The sequence below is a fragment of the Pseudomonas sp. WS 5410 genome (assembly GCF_012985645.1).
GTDB lineage: Bacteria > Pseudomonadota > Gammaproteobacteria > Pseudomonadales > Pseudomonadaceae > Aquipseudomonas > Aquipseudomonas shahriarae.
This window is the reverse complement of sequence record NZ_JAAQWS010000023.1, coordinates 55,029-69,559: the sequence shown is the minus strand read 5'-3', so window position 1 is coordinate 69,559 and position 14,531 is coordinate 55,029. Positions and strand designations below refer to the sequence as shown.

General features: G+C 60.2%; 11 protein-coding genes. 1 reads left to right on the top strand and 10 read right to left on the bottom strand.

Going from position 1 to position 14,531, the window contains the following annotated elements; translation table 11 throughout:
* The 10 genes from HBO24_RS25495 to HBO24_RS25450 all read right to left on the bottom strand — a co-directional run bounded on the left by HBO24_RS25495 (window position 1) and on the right by HBO24_RS25450 (window position 13,454).
* Window positions 1-1,686, bottom strand: a complete 1,686-nt coding sequence (locus HBO24_RS25495; RefSeq protein WP_170060571.1) for a flagellin — start codon at window positions 1,684-1,686, stop codon at window positions 1-3.
* 285 nt (window positions 1,687-1,971) lie between these two features.
* Window positions 1,972-2,901 (bottom strand): ketoacyl-ACP synthase III, encoded by a 930-nt coding sequence (locus HBO24_RS25490; protein WP_115127655.1) that lies wholly within the window; start codon window positions 2,899-2,901, stop codon window positions 1,972-1,974.
* Window positions 2,902-3,169: 268 nt separating this feature from the next.
* Window positions 3,170-4,789 carry a flagellar hook-associated protein 3 gene (locus tag HBO24_RS25485; RefSeq protein WP_170060570.1) on the bottom strand — a complete coding sequence of 540 codons (1,620 nt, stop codon included), beginning with the start codon at window positions 4,787-4,789 and terminating at the stop codon, window positions 3,170-3,172.
* A gap of 14 nt (window positions 4,790-4,803) precedes the next feature.
* Entirely contained in the window at window positions 4,804-6,828 is a 2,025-nt protein-coding gene (flgK, locus tag HBO24_RS25480; RefSeq protein WP_170060569.1) for a flagellar hook-associated protein FlgK, read from the bottom strand.
* Window positions 6,829-6,838: 10 nt separating this feature from the next.
* Complete coding sequence (gene flgJ / locus HBO24_RS25475) at window positions 6,839-8,101, bottom strand: flagellar assembly peptidoglycan hydrolase FlgJ (RefSeq protein WP_057438792.1); 1,263 nt, start codon at window positions 8,099-8,101, stop codon at window positions 6,839-6,841.
* Between the two features lie 4 nt (window positions 8,102-8,105).
* The gene (locus tag HBO24_RS25470; protein ID WP_081044199.1) at window positions 8,106-9,194 is read right to left on the bottom strand and encodes a flagellar basal body P-ring protein FlgI; all 1,089 of its coding nucleotides are present in this window, start codon (window positions 9,192-9,194) and stop codon (window positions 8,106-8,108) included.
* A gap of 27 nt (window positions 9,195-9,221) precedes the next feature.
* The gene (gene flgH / locus HBO24_RS25465) at window positions 9,222-9,917 is read right to left on the bottom strand and encodes a flagellar basal body L-ring protein FlgH (protein ID WP_032859002.1); all 696 of its coding nucleotides are present in this window, start codon (window positions 9,915-9,917) and stop codon (window positions 9,222-9,224) included.
* Window positions 9,918-9,969: 52 nt separating this feature from the next.
* Window positions 9,970-10,755 (bottom strand): flagellar basal-body rod protein FlgG, encoded by a 786-nt coding sequence (gene flgG, locus HBO24_RS25460; protein WP_057958870.1) that lies wholly within the window; start codon window positions 10,753-10,755, stop codon window positions 9,970-9,972.
* Between the two features lie 67 nt (window positions 10,756-10,822).
* Window positions 10,823-11,563, bottom strand: coding sequence for a flagellar basal body rod protein FlgF (locus HBO24_RS25455; RefSeq protein ID WP_057438904.1), 741 nt, complete (start codon window positions 11,561-11,563; stop codon window positions 10,823-10,825).
* Window positions 11,564-11,891: 328 nt separating this feature from the next.
* The gene (locus HBO24_RS25450) at window positions 11,892-13,454 is read right to left on the bottom strand and encodes a sigma-54-dependent transcriptional regulator (protein WP_057438789.1); all 1,563 of its coding nucleotides are present in this window, start codon (window positions 13,452-13,454) and stop codon (window positions 11,892-11,894) included.
* Window positions 13,455-13,731: 277 nt separating this feature from the next.
* On the opposite strand from HBO24_RS25450, the gene phhA reads away from it, so the two are divergent.
* Complete coding sequence (gene phhA / locus HBO24_RS25445) at window positions 13,732-14,523, top strand: phenylalanine 4-monooxygenase (RefSeq protein ID WP_057444562.1); 792 nt, start codon at window positions 13,732-13,734, stop codon at window positions 14,521-14,523.
* Window positions 14,524-14,531 lie beyond the last annotated feature (8 nt).

Below are 14,531 nucleotides of genomic sequence, written 5' to 3'. Positions count from 1 at the left end.
TTACTGAAGCAGCTTCAGTACAGCGGATGGCAGTTGGTTGGCCTGGGACAGGATCGCAGTGGAAGCCTGTTGCAGGGTTTGTTGCTTAGTCAGTTCAGCGGCTTCAGCAGCGAAGTCAGCGTCTTCTACACGGCCTTTGGCCGCTGCGGAGTTCTGTGCAATGCTCTGCAAGTTGGCCACGGTGCTGGAGAAACGGTTTTGCACCGCACCCAGCTGCGAACGCTGGCTGTCGATCTGCTGCATGGCGCCTTCCAGAGCCTGGATAGCCTGTTGCGAACTGGCCGCAGTCAGGATGCTCAGGTCGGCAACGCTGGTTTCCAGAGTAGTCGAAGCAGTGGTACCAGCAACCAGACCCAGAGCGGTGAGGCCGGTGCCTGCGCTACCATCAGCGATGACGATGTCTTTTTTGGAGAACAGGGACAGGCTGCCGTCACCGTTTTTGCTTGCATTCACGCCGGTGCTGGCACTGTTGATCGAGGAAACGATCGCATCAGTGGTGTCACCCTTCTTGAACTTCACTTCAACGCCGTTCAGGTTTACCGAAGTGTCAGCAGTCAGTTTGGCCTGGGAAGTACCAGCCGACAGACCCAGAGCAGCCAGAGAACCCGCGTCGTTGTTCGACAGAACTACGTCGCTACCACCATTCGATTTGACTTGAATACGACCATCGCTGCCGATGGTTGCATCACCGGTGCCGCCTACAGCAGTTTTGATGCTGGCCAGCACGGTAGTGATGGTAGCGTTGGCAGCCCAAGTCACATCCTTGCCGTTCACCTTAATGTCGCCGGCCGAAGCGATAGTAGTGGCGCCGGTAGCAGGTGCAGCAGGGGTTTTGCCATCAGCGATGCCAATTGCAGTGCCGCCAGCAACAGTAATAGCCGATGCGGAAGACAGGCTGATTTTGCCAGCTGTCTCGTCCCAGGACGCAGTTACACCCGCATTAGCGGTGTTGATCGCAGTCGCAACGGCAGCACCTTTGTCAGCGGCGGTCAGCGCAATATCTTTACCGTTGATGTTGACTGTTGCACCACCAGCAGCAATACCAGCACCAGCGGTTTGCAGGGCAGCTACAGCAGCGCCAGAAGTAGCCTTGGCACCTGACAGCGAAGAACCGATGGCAGTGGCACTGATACCAGCCAGAGCAGCACCATTAGCGGTCGCTTCGCTGTACTCGCCCTTCAGAGCAGTAGCGCCGACAGCAGTCATGCCAAACGAGATAGTTTCGTTGGCGTTAGCACCGATCTGGAACGCTACGTTGTTGAACGAACCGTCCAGCAGGTTACGACCACCGAAGTTAGTGGTGTTGGCGATACGGGTCAGCTCACCCACTTTAGCGGTGAATTCTTGCTGCAGGGAAACACGGTCAGCGTCGCTTTTATCACCGTTAGCCGCTTGCAGGGCGAGTTCACGCAGACGCTGCAGGGTGTTGGTGGATTCTTGCATTGCGCCTTCAGCAGTCTGAGCGATCGACACGCCGTTGTTGGCGTTGGCGATAGCCACGTTCAGGCCCTTGACCTGGTTGCCCAGACGGTTGGCGATCTGCATGCCAGCGGCGTCGTCTTTGGCGCTGTTGATTTTCAGGCCGGAAGACAGACGGTTCATCGACTGGCTCAAAGCGTCGGAGGCTTTGTTCAGGTTCTTCTGGACGCCCAGGGAAGTGATGTTGGTGTTTACGGACATTGCCATGACGAAATCCTCGTGAGTTGGATACTGCGGCTTCCGGCCCTGGCAACCGCCGGGTGTGGCCTAGAGAACCTTCGTAATAGTTATCGTCGTGAATGCAGGTTGCTTGAGGATTTTTTTGAATTTTTTTGCTAGCCCTATGCCACCCCTTGTATTTCAAGGCCTTATAGATGGCCGAAATGCCAGCAGCCACGGGTTATTGGCGCCAGAACACCGCCTCGACACCTGCATAAAAAAACGCCCATGATCTTTCGACCCTGGGCGTTTTTTATGCAGCCTATCAAAGCATCACGGCCGATAGATAATCGCCGAGCCCCACGACAGGCCCACGCCAAACCCGCTCAGGGCGACGCGCTTCCACTCGGCGTCCATCACGTGCTTTTCCAGCAGCAGCGGAATGCTCGACGACACGGTGTTGCCGGTCTCGACCATGTCCTTGATGAATTTCTCCACCGGCGCATCTTCAAAACGCCGCGCCACGGCGTCGACAATCGCCGCGCTGCCCTGGTGGATGCAGAACGCATCGATGTCATCGGCCACAAGGTCCGACTCTTTGAGCAGCTCGTGCAAATGCGCCGGCACTTTGAGCAATGCGAAGTTGAAGACCTGGCGGCCATTCATGAAGAACACGCCATCACTGACCTTCAAGTGCGGCGCACCGGAGCCGTCGGTGCCGAACTTGGCCTTGCCCAACTGCCAGGGGGCGTCTTCGCCCATCCAGGTGGCGGTGGCGGCGTCACCGAACAGCATGGTGGTGTTGCGGTCTTCCGGGTCGACGATCTTCGAGTACGGGTCGGCAGTCACCAGCAGGCCGTTTTTCAGGCCGGCGGCTTCCATGAAGCCTTTCATCGCGTAGATGCCGTAGACGTAGCCGGAACAGCCCAGGGAGATATCGAAGGCCGCGACGTGGGTCGGCAGGCCCAGCTTGTCCTGAACGATGGCGGCAGTGTGCGGCAGCCCTTCTTCGTCGCCGTTCTGGGTCACAACGATCAGCGCGTCAATCGACTCACGCTTGAGCCCGGGGTTGTTGGCAAACAAGGCATTGACCGCCTCGACGCACAAATCCGAGGTTTCCTGTGCAACATCCTTGCGCGGCAGGAATGCCGAGCCGATCTTGCCAATGATGAACTCTTCATCCTTGGCGAATTTGGCACCCTGGGCGTAGTTGTCCAGCCCTTCTGCCGGCACGTAGCTGGCGATGCTTTTTATGCCAATCATTGTGGCTTCCCAATACAAAATAGCTGGAGAACACCCCTGAAAATCCTTCAGGAGTGCTGACAATAAAGGGGATAACCCCGCAAAAAATCATCGAAGTCGCCTTGACCTGGACCTGAAAGATGCCCTGGCCTTTTCACACGATACAGTGAAGATGCGCTTTATGACTCATAGGTCACTCATTTTTGTGCGCTTTGTTTAAAAGCCTGCGCCAGAAACGACAACGGCCCCCCCTGTTTCCAGGGTGGGCCGTCGGGTCTTGCCAGGCCGATTACATCCGGCTGAACAGGCTCAACTGGGAGATTTTCACAAAGGCCAGCTGCGAGGCCTCCAGCATTGCCTTCTGGAACGCCAGGTCAATCGAGGCGGTAGCCACATCGGTATCACCAATGGCGGCGGTGGTCGATTTGTTGGCCAGCACCATGCTGGTGTTCTCCGTCTCCTGGATCGCCAGCGAATTCAACCGCGCACCAATGGAGCCCCGCACCCCATCAACCTGGGCCTGGGAGGCCTTGATATTGGTAATGGCAGCATTGACCACATCGGTCAGCTTGGCCTGGGCAATCGGGTCGCCGTCAGAAGGGGTTTCCAGGGCCTGGCGCAGTTGGCTGAGGGTATCCAGGGCATTTTGCGTCTTGTGGGTGTTGGAGCCCACGGCGAACTGGTCACCGGTGCCCGGTGCGCCGGTGATGTCAAACTTCACGCCAGCTGCCGTGATGCTGTCTGGCGTGGCGGGCACAGGCGGTGGACCCGGCTGGGCTGGCGTACCAGGCACCACAGTGCCGCTGGAAACCGGCTTGCTATCGGCGGTGATCGGCTGGGCATACACCTCATATTCTGTGGTCGAGGTAAATTTGATCACCGCGCCTTTGTTCGGGAAGGTGCTGCTGTAGTCCGCCTGGCTGGTGACGGTGCCGCCCGACAACTGCGCCGAGGTTTGGTTGCTCGGCGTACGCGAGACACTGAAGCTGTCCGGCTTGCTTTGCAGAGTGAATTCACGGTCCTTGTACACCGCGTCAGCCTCAGCACCGGGCTTGGCGTCCCCCAGATTCTGGTCGACATCAAAAGTCACGCCGCGCACGGTGACCGAAGCACTGCCTTCCTTGGTCGCATCGAACTTGCCGTTGCCCGGGGTTTGCGCGGTGATGTCGTTGCCCGCCGCATCCGTCACGGTGTATTCGGTGCTGCTGAGGAACGTCAGTTTGTATGGTTGGCCGTCAGTGAAGCTGCTGTCATAAGTCGACGGCGACGTGACGATGCCGCCCGAAACCAGCACCTTGCCATCGTTGACCGAACCGGTCGCCTGGGTACGCCCCGCATTGACCGTGCCTTCCAGGATCGACTTGCCGGTGTCATTGACCACCATCGACAAGGTGTCGGAAACCTTCAGGCTCAGCGGCGTTTCATCGCCCTGATAGCTGTAGGTGCCGTTGCTGTTGCGAGCGTATGGCGGGGTGTCGCTCTTGCCGCCGGCAAACAGGTAATGACCGGACGAATCCTTGCTGTTGAGCAAGCTCAGGACCTGCTTTTCGATTTCACCAATCTCGGCGGCAACGGCCTTGCGGTCGTCATCGCTGATACCGCCACCGCCCTTGCCCGCCACCTTGAGCGACAACTCACCCGCGCGCGCCAGGGCGGTGTCGATACTGGCAAGCACGCTTTCCTCGCTGTAAAGCGAGTTCTTCATGCTGCTGATATTGCCTGCGTACTGCCCCAACATATCCTGCTGCTGCTGCAGCAGCAGCAAACGCGCCGCGCCCACCGGATCATCTGCCGCCGTCTGGATGCGCACGCCGGAGTCGATCTGCTGCTGGGTCTTGGTGACGTTGGAGAAGTTGTTGGTATAACGCGCAGTCGTGGTATTGAAATACTGTTCTGTCGAGATTCGCATCGTCTCAAACTCCCTTAAAGACTGTTGATCAGCGTGCTGAAGGTTTCTTGCGCAGCTTTAATGATCTGCGACGACGCGGTGTAGTACTGCTGGAAACGGATCATATCGCCGGCCTCCTCGTCCAGGTTGACCTGGGACACGGAGCTGCGATTGGACGTGGCGGCCGCGAGCATGGCCCCGGTCGCATTGTTATCGACGTTGGCCTGGCTGGCCTTGCCGCCCACGGACGAGACCAACTGGCTGTACGCGGTGCTCATGCTCACGCCGGCATTGCCATCGGTGGCGCCCACGGTCTTGCGGGTTTGCAGGTCGAGCAGTTGCAAGGCATTGCGGTTGTCCAGTTTGCCGCCACTGTTGAACGACACGGTGTAGCTATCGTTCGGCTTTGGCTCACCACGGATGACCGTGTCGACCCCGAATGTCTGTGGGTCGCCATTACCGTCTACGTACGGCACGTTGATCGTCAGCTTGTTGTCCTGGCCCGGCACGATGGTGCCGGTGCCAATGGGCTGGCCTTGGGCGTTATTGATCACATAGCTCTGGGTGCCATCGGCGGCACGCTCGCCAAACGTCATCTTGACCGGCATCGCGCCCTTGATCGCCGCTTCCAGCTGTGCGGTGCCGGCACCGCCATGGATATCCAGGGGCAAGCTCAGCGTCGGCGGTTCGAACACGCCAGTACCACTGTTGTTCTTGTTGCCCTCGGCCAACAGCGGCGCAGAAAACGCCAGCTTGTTGGGATCGGTCATCACCACCTTGAGGTCCATCGCGCCACCGGCGGTCGGGCTGACCTTGAACGTATCGCCAGCAGCCACCGGGCCCTTGCCATCCAGGGCAAGGGTGAAGCCGTCGATTTCCGGTGGCGTTTGGGTGATGTCGAAGGCGCCCATGGACTTACCGTCGGAACGCAGCACGGTGTAATTCTTGTCGTCACTGAAGGTCACCTTGTAGTCAAAGGTGCTCAGTTTGCTGGTGTCTTTGATCGTGACGTTCAGGTTGCCGGAGCCGGCACTGTTATTCGAGCCGCCAACACTGCGCTGGCCAATGGCAAATACGCTGTTGATGTCATTGAACAGCGCGGCGCCGAACTGCCCGTTGGCGTCCAGGCCCTGCCCCAGCTGGGTATTGATGGCCTCGCCGACCACCATGGCGGTACGCCCCAGGTCGTTGATGGCCGGCATCAGCACGTCCTGGCGATAACGCAGCAAGCCGCCGATGGAGCCACCGCTGATCACCGAGCTGACGTCCATGGGTTGCCCGCTGGTGGTCAACACCACCGAGTACTGGCTCTTGTCGTCCTTGCTCGGCACCGCCGACAGCTTGTTCGACACACCGTCCGCGACCAGGGTCTGCCCGGTACCCAGGGAGACATTGAAATGGCCGTCCGACTCAGTGACCTTGACCCCTACCAGTTCGTTGAGCGAACGCACCGCTTCGTTGCGTGCATCCAGCAGGTTCGCCGGCTCGCCGTTGCCCTGGCCTTTGGCCTGGAAGATTTGCTGGTTGAGGGAGGCAATCGAGGAGGTCAACTGATTGACCTGGCCGGTGATGGTCTCCAACTGGCTGTTGATGCCTTCTTTCTGTTTGTTCAGTTCGGTCGCAATCGAGTTGAAGCGGTTGCCCAGAGTCTGGGCAATGGTCAAGACCAACTGGCGCGCGGAGTTGTCGCTGGGGTTGGCCGAAGACGTCTGCAACGCGGCGAAGAAGCTGTTCAAGGCCGCACCGACACCGGTGGACTTGTCGGACAGCAGCTTGTCCACCGAACCGATCTGGTCCAGGTAGGCCTTGGCATCAAAATTCAGCGACGTGGTGGTCTGCAACTGGGTATCGAGGAACTGGTTATACACCCGGCGTACATCCGACAGCGTAGTGCCGGTGCCGACGAACACCCCACCGGCCGCGGACATGCCATTGGCGGTCTGCATGGTCTGCTGACGCGAGTATCCAGGGGTCTTGGCGTTGGCAATGTTGTTACTCAAGGTCGCAAGCGATCCCTGAGCCGCATTGAGTCCTGACATCCCGATATTGAGCAAACCCATGGTTCAAACCTTATAAATGAGTGGATGCGCCAGCGGCAGCGTAGTTTTGGTAGCTGTTCATGGTTTTGGCGATCTGCGAAATCTTGCTGGCGTACGCCGGATCCGTTGCATACCCGGCTTTTTGCAACTCGCGTACAAACTGTTCCGGGTTATCGGCCGACTTCAAGACTTCTTTATATCTTTCATTGCTTTGCAACAAAGTCACGAGGTCGTGAAAGCTGTCCTGGTACGAGTCGTAGGAACGGAACTGCGCCGTCTCCTTGACCATCTCGCCATTGCGAAACTCACTAGTGATCGCCCGCGCCTGGGCGCCCTGCCAGCTCTGCCCGGCCTTGATGCCAAACAGGTTGTGGCTGCTGCTGCCGTCTTGCTGGCGCATTACCGATTTGCCCCAGCCGGTTTCCAGGGCAGCCTGGGCCACCAGGTAGCGCGGGTCGATGCCGATGCGCTCGGCCGCCTGCTTGGCCATGGGCAGCATGGTGGCGACAAACTCGTCTTGCGAACTGAAGGCTTTTTTCGCCGGGGCCAGCGGTGGCTGGGCCACGGCGCGGCCGTAAATCTGCATGCGCGAATCGCGGGCGGCAAAGGTGCGCGCAGCACCGTTGATCACGCCATCTTCGGCGGCACTGTTACGCAGTGGCGCAGCCTTGGCGGCGCCCGCCGCCTCGACACCTGGCACGATACCGGCCAGCAGGCGATCGGTGAGCTTGCTCGGCAGGGCGATGCGCCGCTGATTCATCAGCGCCATGTCATTGCGCAGGGTGCCTTCATCGGCCCGCGGCGCCACTTCGACCCGCGCCGCCCACAGCGCACGCTGGCCATTGGAACGACCCAACGGGCCATCCGCCTGGGTGCCGGCGGCAATCGGGGTCGGCACGTCGACTTTCTTCTCTGCCGCGTCCGGGCCCTGCAGGGTCGAGGCCTGCCCTTCCACCGGCTTGTTCTTTTGCATCTGGCGCAGCAAAACGTCCGCCAGGCCGATACCGCCGCCCTCGCGAGACAGCGAGACCGCCAGTTGCTGGTCGTACATTTCCTGATACTGCTTGGCCGCCGGAGTATTCAGCGGGTTGTCCTTGCCCAGGGCATCGGTGGCCGAGCGCATGGATTTGAGCATCTCATTGAGAAACAGCGACTCGAACTCCTGCGCCACTTTGCGCATGTTGCCGTCGCTGTTCTTGTCGCCGAACTTGAGCTGGTTAAGCCGGTTCAGGTCGGAGTAGGACCCCGAGTCTGCCGTGCTGGCGATACCGCTCTTGCGCATGTCCATGGCCATGGCCTCAAATCACGATCAGGTCGGCTTGCAAGGCGCCGGCCTGTTTCAGGGCTTCGAGGATCGCCATCAAGTCGCCGGGCGCCGCGCCCACCTGGTTCACCGCACGGACAATCTCGTCCAGGGTGGTGCCGGGACCGAACTTGAACATCGGCTTGGCTTCTTGCTGGGCATTGACCCGCGAACGCGGGACCACGGCGGTCTGGCCACCGGACAACGGCCCGGGCTGGCTGACAATCGGGTCTTCGGTAATGGTCACGGTCAGGCTGCCGTGGGTCACGGCCGCCGGCGACACCTTGACGTTCTGGCCGATCACGATAGTGCCGGTACGCGAGTTGATGATGACCTTGGCCACCGCCTGGCCCGGATCGACCTCAAGGTTTTCCAGGATCGACAGGTAGTCCACACGCTGGCTTGGGTCCAGCGGCGCAGTCACGCGGATCGAGCCGCCGTCGATGGCCTGGGCCACGCCTGGGCCGAGCATGTCGTTGATCTTGTCGACCACACGCTTGGCGGTGGTGAAGTCCGAACGGTTGAGGTTCAGGGTCAGGCTGTTGCCCTGGTTGAAACCGCTGGGCACGGTACGTTCCACCGTAGCGCCGCCAGGAATCCGCCCGGCCGATGGCACGTTGACGGTGATCTTCGAACCGTCACGCCCTTCGGCATCAAACCCGCCCACCACCAGGTTGCCCTGGGCGATGGCGTAGACGTTGCCGTCGATACCTTTGAGCGGCGTCATCAGCAAGGTGCCGCCACGCAGGCTTTTCGAGTTACCAATGGAGGATACGGTGATATCCACCACCTGCCCCGGCTTGGAGAATGCCGGCAGATCGGCACTGATCGACACCGCCGCGACGTTCTTCAACTGCACGTTGCCCGAACCTGGCGGCACCTTGATCCCGAACTGCGAGAGCATGTTGTTGAAGGTCTGCAGGGTGAACGGGGTCTGGGTGGTCTGGTCGCCCGTGCCGTTGAGCCCCACCACCAGGCCGTAGCCGATCAACTGGTTGCTGCGCACCCCGGAAATACTGGCGATGTCCTTCAGGCGTTCGGCCTGGGCAGCAACGCTCAGGGAGAGCAACAACACCGCTGCCATCAGCTGTTTGAGATTCAAAGTGATCACCTAGAAAGGGAACAGCGGGCTAAGGAAGAAACGGTCGAACCAACCCGGCTGACTGGCGTCGGCAAACGAACCCGTACCCGAATAGGTAATGCGTGCATCGGCAATCCGTGTGGACGGCACGGTGTTGTCGGTGGCGATATCGTCCGCGCGCACCATGCCGGCGATGCGCACCAGTTCGTCACCGGTGTTGAGGGTCATCCACTTCTCGCCGCGCACGGCAATGATGCCGTTGGGCAGCACGTCGGCCACGGTTACGGTGATCGAACCTACCAGGCTGTTGCCCTGCCCGGCCTTGCTGCTGCCGTTGGTGGCGCGGTCGCCGCTGTAGCCCACGTCCAGGCTCAAGTCACCACTGCCCAGGGGGTTGTTGGTGTTCAAGCCACCGCCAAACAGCGAGGTCAGGCCGATGCCGGTCTTGCTGTTCTTGGCCACCTGGGAGTTGGCGTTCTTGCTCGCCGTGGTGCGCTCGTTGAGGGTGATGGTGATGATGTCGCCAACACGGAACGCCTTGCGGTCGCTGTACAGGTTCTGCTCAAAACCGGCCTGGTAGATCGAGCCATTGTTGGCAGCGGCTGGCAGTGGCGTGCGCGGCAACACCGGCGCGTAGTACGGGTCATTGGGTTTTGGCGTCGGGGCGACACAGCCCGCGAGCACGGCAATCCCACTCAATGCCAGAACAGAAACAAAGCGACTCATGACCCTTACCTCACGGTGTTGCAGGCGCCTTATGAGCGCCCCATAGACTGGATTACAGATTCTGCGTAACGAACGAAAGCATCTGGTCGGCGGTGGAAATCACCTTGGAGTTCATCTCGTAGGCACGCTGGGTGGTGATCATGTTGACCATCTCTTCCACGGTGCTGACGTTGGAGGTTTCCAGGGTGCTTTGCAGGGTGGTGCCAAACCCGTTGAGGCCAGGCGTGCCGACTTGCGGCGCGCCGCTGGCAGCGGTTTCCAGGAACAGGTTGTTCCCGGTGGCTTGCAGGCCGGCCGGGTTGATGAAGTCGGCGGTCTGCAGGTTGCCGATCACTTGCGACGCCGGGTTGCCGGCGATGGTAACGGACACGGTGCCGTCGGCGCCGACCGTGAAGGTCTGGGCATCGTTGGGCACGACAATCGCCGGCTCCAGGGCAAAACCGTTGGCGGTCACGACCTGGCCGTTGGAGTCCAGGTGGAAGGTGCCGTCACGGGTGTAGGAGGTAGTGCCATCCGGCTGCAGGATCTGGAAGAAGCCACGGCCATTGATCGCCATGTCCAGCGGCTGCCCGGTTTGCTGCAGGTTGCCGGCGGTGAAGTTCTTCTGGGTGCCGACGATGGACACACCGGTACCCACTTGCAGGCCCGACGGCAATTCGCTGTCCTGGGTCGACTGCGCACCCGGCTGGCGCTTGATCTGATAGAGCAGGTCCTGGAACTCGGCGCGATCACGTTTGAAGCCCGTGGTCGAAACGTTCGCCAGGTTGTTGGAAATAACGGTCAGGTTGGTGTCCTGGGCGGACAGACCGGTTTTGGCAACCCATAGAGCCGGAAGCATGCTGTTCTCCTTCGTGCGCCTGTTTGTTGGCGCCGCGTTACAAAATTAGTAGTCAGTGGCGCTGCAATCAGCTCATCTGCATGACGCGAGTCATGGCCTGGTCGTCTTCTTTGGCGCTGTTCATCATTTTCACGTGCAATTCGAACTGCTTGGACAGGGCCAGCACCGCCGTCATTTCTTCGACGGCATTGACGTTGCTCGACTGCAGGAAGCCCGAATTCACCTTGACGCTGGCATCGGCCACCGCCGGCTGGCCGTCCTTGGTGTGGATCGCGCCATCCAGGCCCTTGGTCATATTGGCCAGGTCCGGCTTGACCAGCTTGATGCGGTCCACCTCTGCCATCACCCGTGGGCCTTCGCCCATGGCGCGGATGCTAATGGTGCCGTCTTCGCCGACTTCGACCTTCTGCTCGGGTGGCACCGAAATCGGCCCGCCATTGCCCATGATCGGCATGCCGTTGCCGGCCCGCAGCACGCCCAGTGCGTCGATATTCATGCTCGCGGTGCGCACGTAGGCTTCGCCGCCATCGGGGGTTTGCACGGCGATCCAGCCATCGCCGCCGACGGCAACGTCCAGGTCACGGCCGGTCTCGACCATCGAACCCGGAGAAAAATCGGTACCAGGACGCTCGGTCAGGGCAAACGCCCGCGCCGGAAAGCTGTCACCAAACACCGGCATCGAACGGGCCTGCTCCAGGTCACGCTGAAAACCGTTGGTGGAAATGTTCGCCAGGTTGTTGGCATGGGCCTTTTGCGCCAGAGCATTCTGGCTGGCGCCGGTCATTGCCACATAAAGGTACTTGTCCACGCTCATTCCTCTTACTGACGGACGTTTGCCGCCCACCGATGTACTGAGGAGTCTTTAGCAATTTGCGCACCAACTTTTTAAAAGTCGGGGAAAGGCAGGCGGGGCAAGGGGTTGGGGCGTATCAAGGATTATTGGAGGGGCAGGACGAGTCGGAAAAACGGCGGAGTTCTGCCGGTTGCGGCAAACACCGGTCTTGGCATTAACACAGATCCATTGTGGGAGCGGGCTTGCTCGCGAAGGCGGTGGATCAGTCGGTACCTGTATTGACTGATCCACCGCCTTCGCGAGCAAGCCCGCTCCCACATTTTTATCCCGTTGTGTCAGGGGCTTATTTGTCGGCCTTGAGCACTTCGTAATCGCGCAATTTATTGGCGATGGTGGTGTGGGACACGCCCAGGCGCTTACCCAGCAAGCGACTGCTGGGGTGCTCGGCATACAGGCTTTCGAGCACGGCCTTTTCAAACCGCCCGACGATCTCCTCCAAGCCACCCTCCAGGGAAAAGTCGCCAAGCGGCTGACGCACGCCGTAGTCCGGCAAGCGAATATGTTCAGCCTTGATCGTGCCGCCCTCACACAGCGAAACCGCCTGGAACAGCACGTTTTCCAACTGCCGCACATTGCCCGGCCAATGGTAGTGGCTGAGGCGCTCCATGGCCGCCGGCGCCAGCTTGGGCAGCGGGCAGCCAATCAGGCGGCTGGCCTGGTCGATAAAGTGCTCGACCAGCGGCGGTAAACCGTCGAGGCATTCGCGCAGCGGCGGGATATGCAACGACAACACATTGAGCCGGTGATACAGGTCCTGGCGAAACTCGCCACGGGCACACAATTCCGATAAGTCCACCTGGGTCGCGCAAATCACTCGCACATCCAGGTAAACCTCTTCATCACTGCCCACGCGCCGGAAGCAGCCGTCCTGCAGAAAGCGCAGCAATTTCACCTGCAGTCGCGCGCTCATTTCACCCACGCCATCCAGAAACAACGTACCGCCCGCCGTCAGTTCCAACAGCCCCAACTTGCCCTCTGCCCGCGCCCCTTCAAACGCGCCAGGGCCGTAGCCGAACAGCTCGGTCTCGGCCATCGACTCCGGCAACCCCGCGCAATTGAGTGCCATCAACGGCGACTGCCCACGCGGGCTGGCCAGGTGACAGGCGCGCGCCAACAATTCTTTACCGGTGCCGGTTTCGCCTTCTATTAATAGGGGTGCATCGAGGGGCGCCATGCGCCGGGCTTCACGCACCACCGCCGCCATCACTTTAGAGCTCTGGAAAATGCTGTCGAAGCCTCGCAGCTCCTGCTTGCGCACATTGTAGATGCGCTCACCGACCCGGTCGGCGCGGTGCAGAGTCAGTACGGCGCCGGCCATGGCTTCGCTGTCGTCATGTTCGGAGGATTGCAGCGGGGCGATGTCGGCGAGAAACACGTCGCCCTTGACCTTGACCCGCAGGCCATTGATCCGCGACTTGCTGGCACGCACCAGCTCCGGCAGGTCGAAGTCCTCGGCGTAGCGTGACAGGGGAATCCCCGGCACTTCGTCCACCCGCACCCCGAGCAACTGCGCCGCCGCGCGGTTGGCCGCGACAATCGAGCCGCCCATGTCGATGGACAGCACCGGGAACTCCAACGCCCCCAGCAAGGCGTTGAGTTCCATGTGCCGACGCTCGCTGGGCATCAGCCCTACCCGCTTGACGCCAAACACCCCGGCAATCGCCTCGAACTGCGGGCGCAGGGCCTGGAATTGCATATTCACCAGGTTCGGGCAGTACAGGTAGATAGCATTGCCATGTTCGCCGCCAACCTCGCCCTTGGCCACGTTGACCCCGTACTCCACCAGCAGGTTGAGGATGTCCCGCAGGATGCCGATGCGGTTCTGGCAATGCACTTTGATACGCATGTAAAGGCTCGGTTTGTTGTAGGAGGGCTGATCGGGCTGCGTCTTTTTGTCACCGGGCGCAGATAGTCGTCAAGATTATGTGACAGCCAGCGCCCTTTTCAAACCAGCAAAACGCAATGCAGCGTGCTCGACGGCACAATCGTAACGAATACTTTACGAAAGACGCCGACTTTTCCTACAGGCTTCCCTTAACAGCGGGTGGAATCCACGGCCAGGCGGAGTATCAATAAGCCCATAGCAGGACATAACAAGAACGAATGCCTAGCAGGAGAGCCGTATGAAACAGACGCACTACGTGGCCCGCGAGCCCGATGCGCAAGGTTTTATCCACTACCCGCCCGAAGAACATGCGGTGTGGAACACCCTAATCACCCGTCAACTGAAAGTGATCGAGGGCCGCGCCTGCCAGGAATACCTGGACGGCATCGACAAGCTCGGCCTGCCCCATGACCGTATTCCGCAACTCGCCGAAATCAACAAAGTGCTGGCCGAAACCACCGGCTGGCAAGTGGCGCGGGTGCCGGCGCTGATCCCCTTCCAGACCTTCTTTGAATTGCTCGCCAACAAGCAGTTTCCGGTGGCGACCTTTATTCGTACCCGCGAAGAGCTGGATTACCTGCAAGAGCCGGATATTTTCCACGAGATTTTCGGCCACTGCCCACTGCTGACCAACCCCTGGTTCGCCGAATTCACCCACACCTACGGCAAGCTCGGCCTGGCGGCCACCAAGGAGCAGCGCGTGTACCTGGCGCGCCTGTACTGGATGACCATCGAGTTTGGCCTGGTGGACACCCCCCAAGGCCGGCGCATCTACGGTGGCGGTATTTTGTCGTCACCGAAAGAGACGGTGTACTGCCTGTCGGATGAGCCCGAGCATCAGGCCTTCGACCCGCTGGAAGCCATGCGCACGCCGTATCGCATCGACATCCTGCAGCCGCTGTATTTCGCCCTGCCCAACCTCAAGCGCCTGTTCGAAGTGGCGCAGGAAGACATCATGGGCATGGTCGAACGCGGCATGCAGCTGGGGTTGCATGCACCAAAGTTTCCCCCCAAGCCCAAGGCGGCTTGAACTGATGC

Bases quoted from the DNA above. Each gene is read 5' to 3' on its own strand.
- HBO24_RS25495 (WP_170060571.1), bottom strand. From the start codon at position 1,686: ATGGCAATGTCCGTAAACACCAACATCACTTCCCTGGGCGTCCAGAAG.
- HBO24_RS25490 (WP_115127655.1), bottom strand. From the start codon at position 2,901: ATGATTGGCATAAAAAGCATCGCCAGCTACGTGCCGGCAGAAGGGCTG.
- HBO24_RS25485 (WP_170060570.1), bottom strand. From the start codon at position 4,789: ATGCGAATCTCGACAGAACAGTATTTCAATACCACGACTGCGCGTTAT.
- flgK (WP_170060569.1), bottom strand. From the start codon at position 6,828: ATGGGTTTGCTCAATATCGGGATGTCAGGACTCAATGCGGCTCAGGGA.
- flgJ (WP_057438792.1), bottom strand. From the start codon at position 8,101: ATGGCCATGGACATGCGCAAGAGCGGTATCGCCAGCACGGCAGACTCG.
- HBO24_RS25470 (WP_081044199.1), bottom strand. From the start codon at position 9,194: ATGGCAGCGGTGTTGTTGCTCTCCCTGAGCGTTGCTGCCCAGGCCGAA.
- flgH (WP_032859002.1), bottom strand. From the start codon at position 9,917: ATGAGTCGCTTTGTTTCTGTTCTGGCATTGAGTGGGATTGCCGTGCTC.
- flgG (WP_057958870.1), bottom strand. From the start codon at position 10,755: ATGCTTCCGGCTCTATGGGTTGCCAAAACCGGTCTGTCCGCCCAGGAC.
- HBO24_RS25450 (WP_057438789.1), bottom strand. From the start codon at position 13,454: ATGCGTATCAAAGTGCATTGCCAGAACCGCATCGGCATCCTGCGGGAC.
- phhA (WP_057444562.1), top strand. From the start codon at position 13,732: ATGAAACAGACGCACTACGTGGCCCGCGAGCCCGATGCGCAAGGTTTT.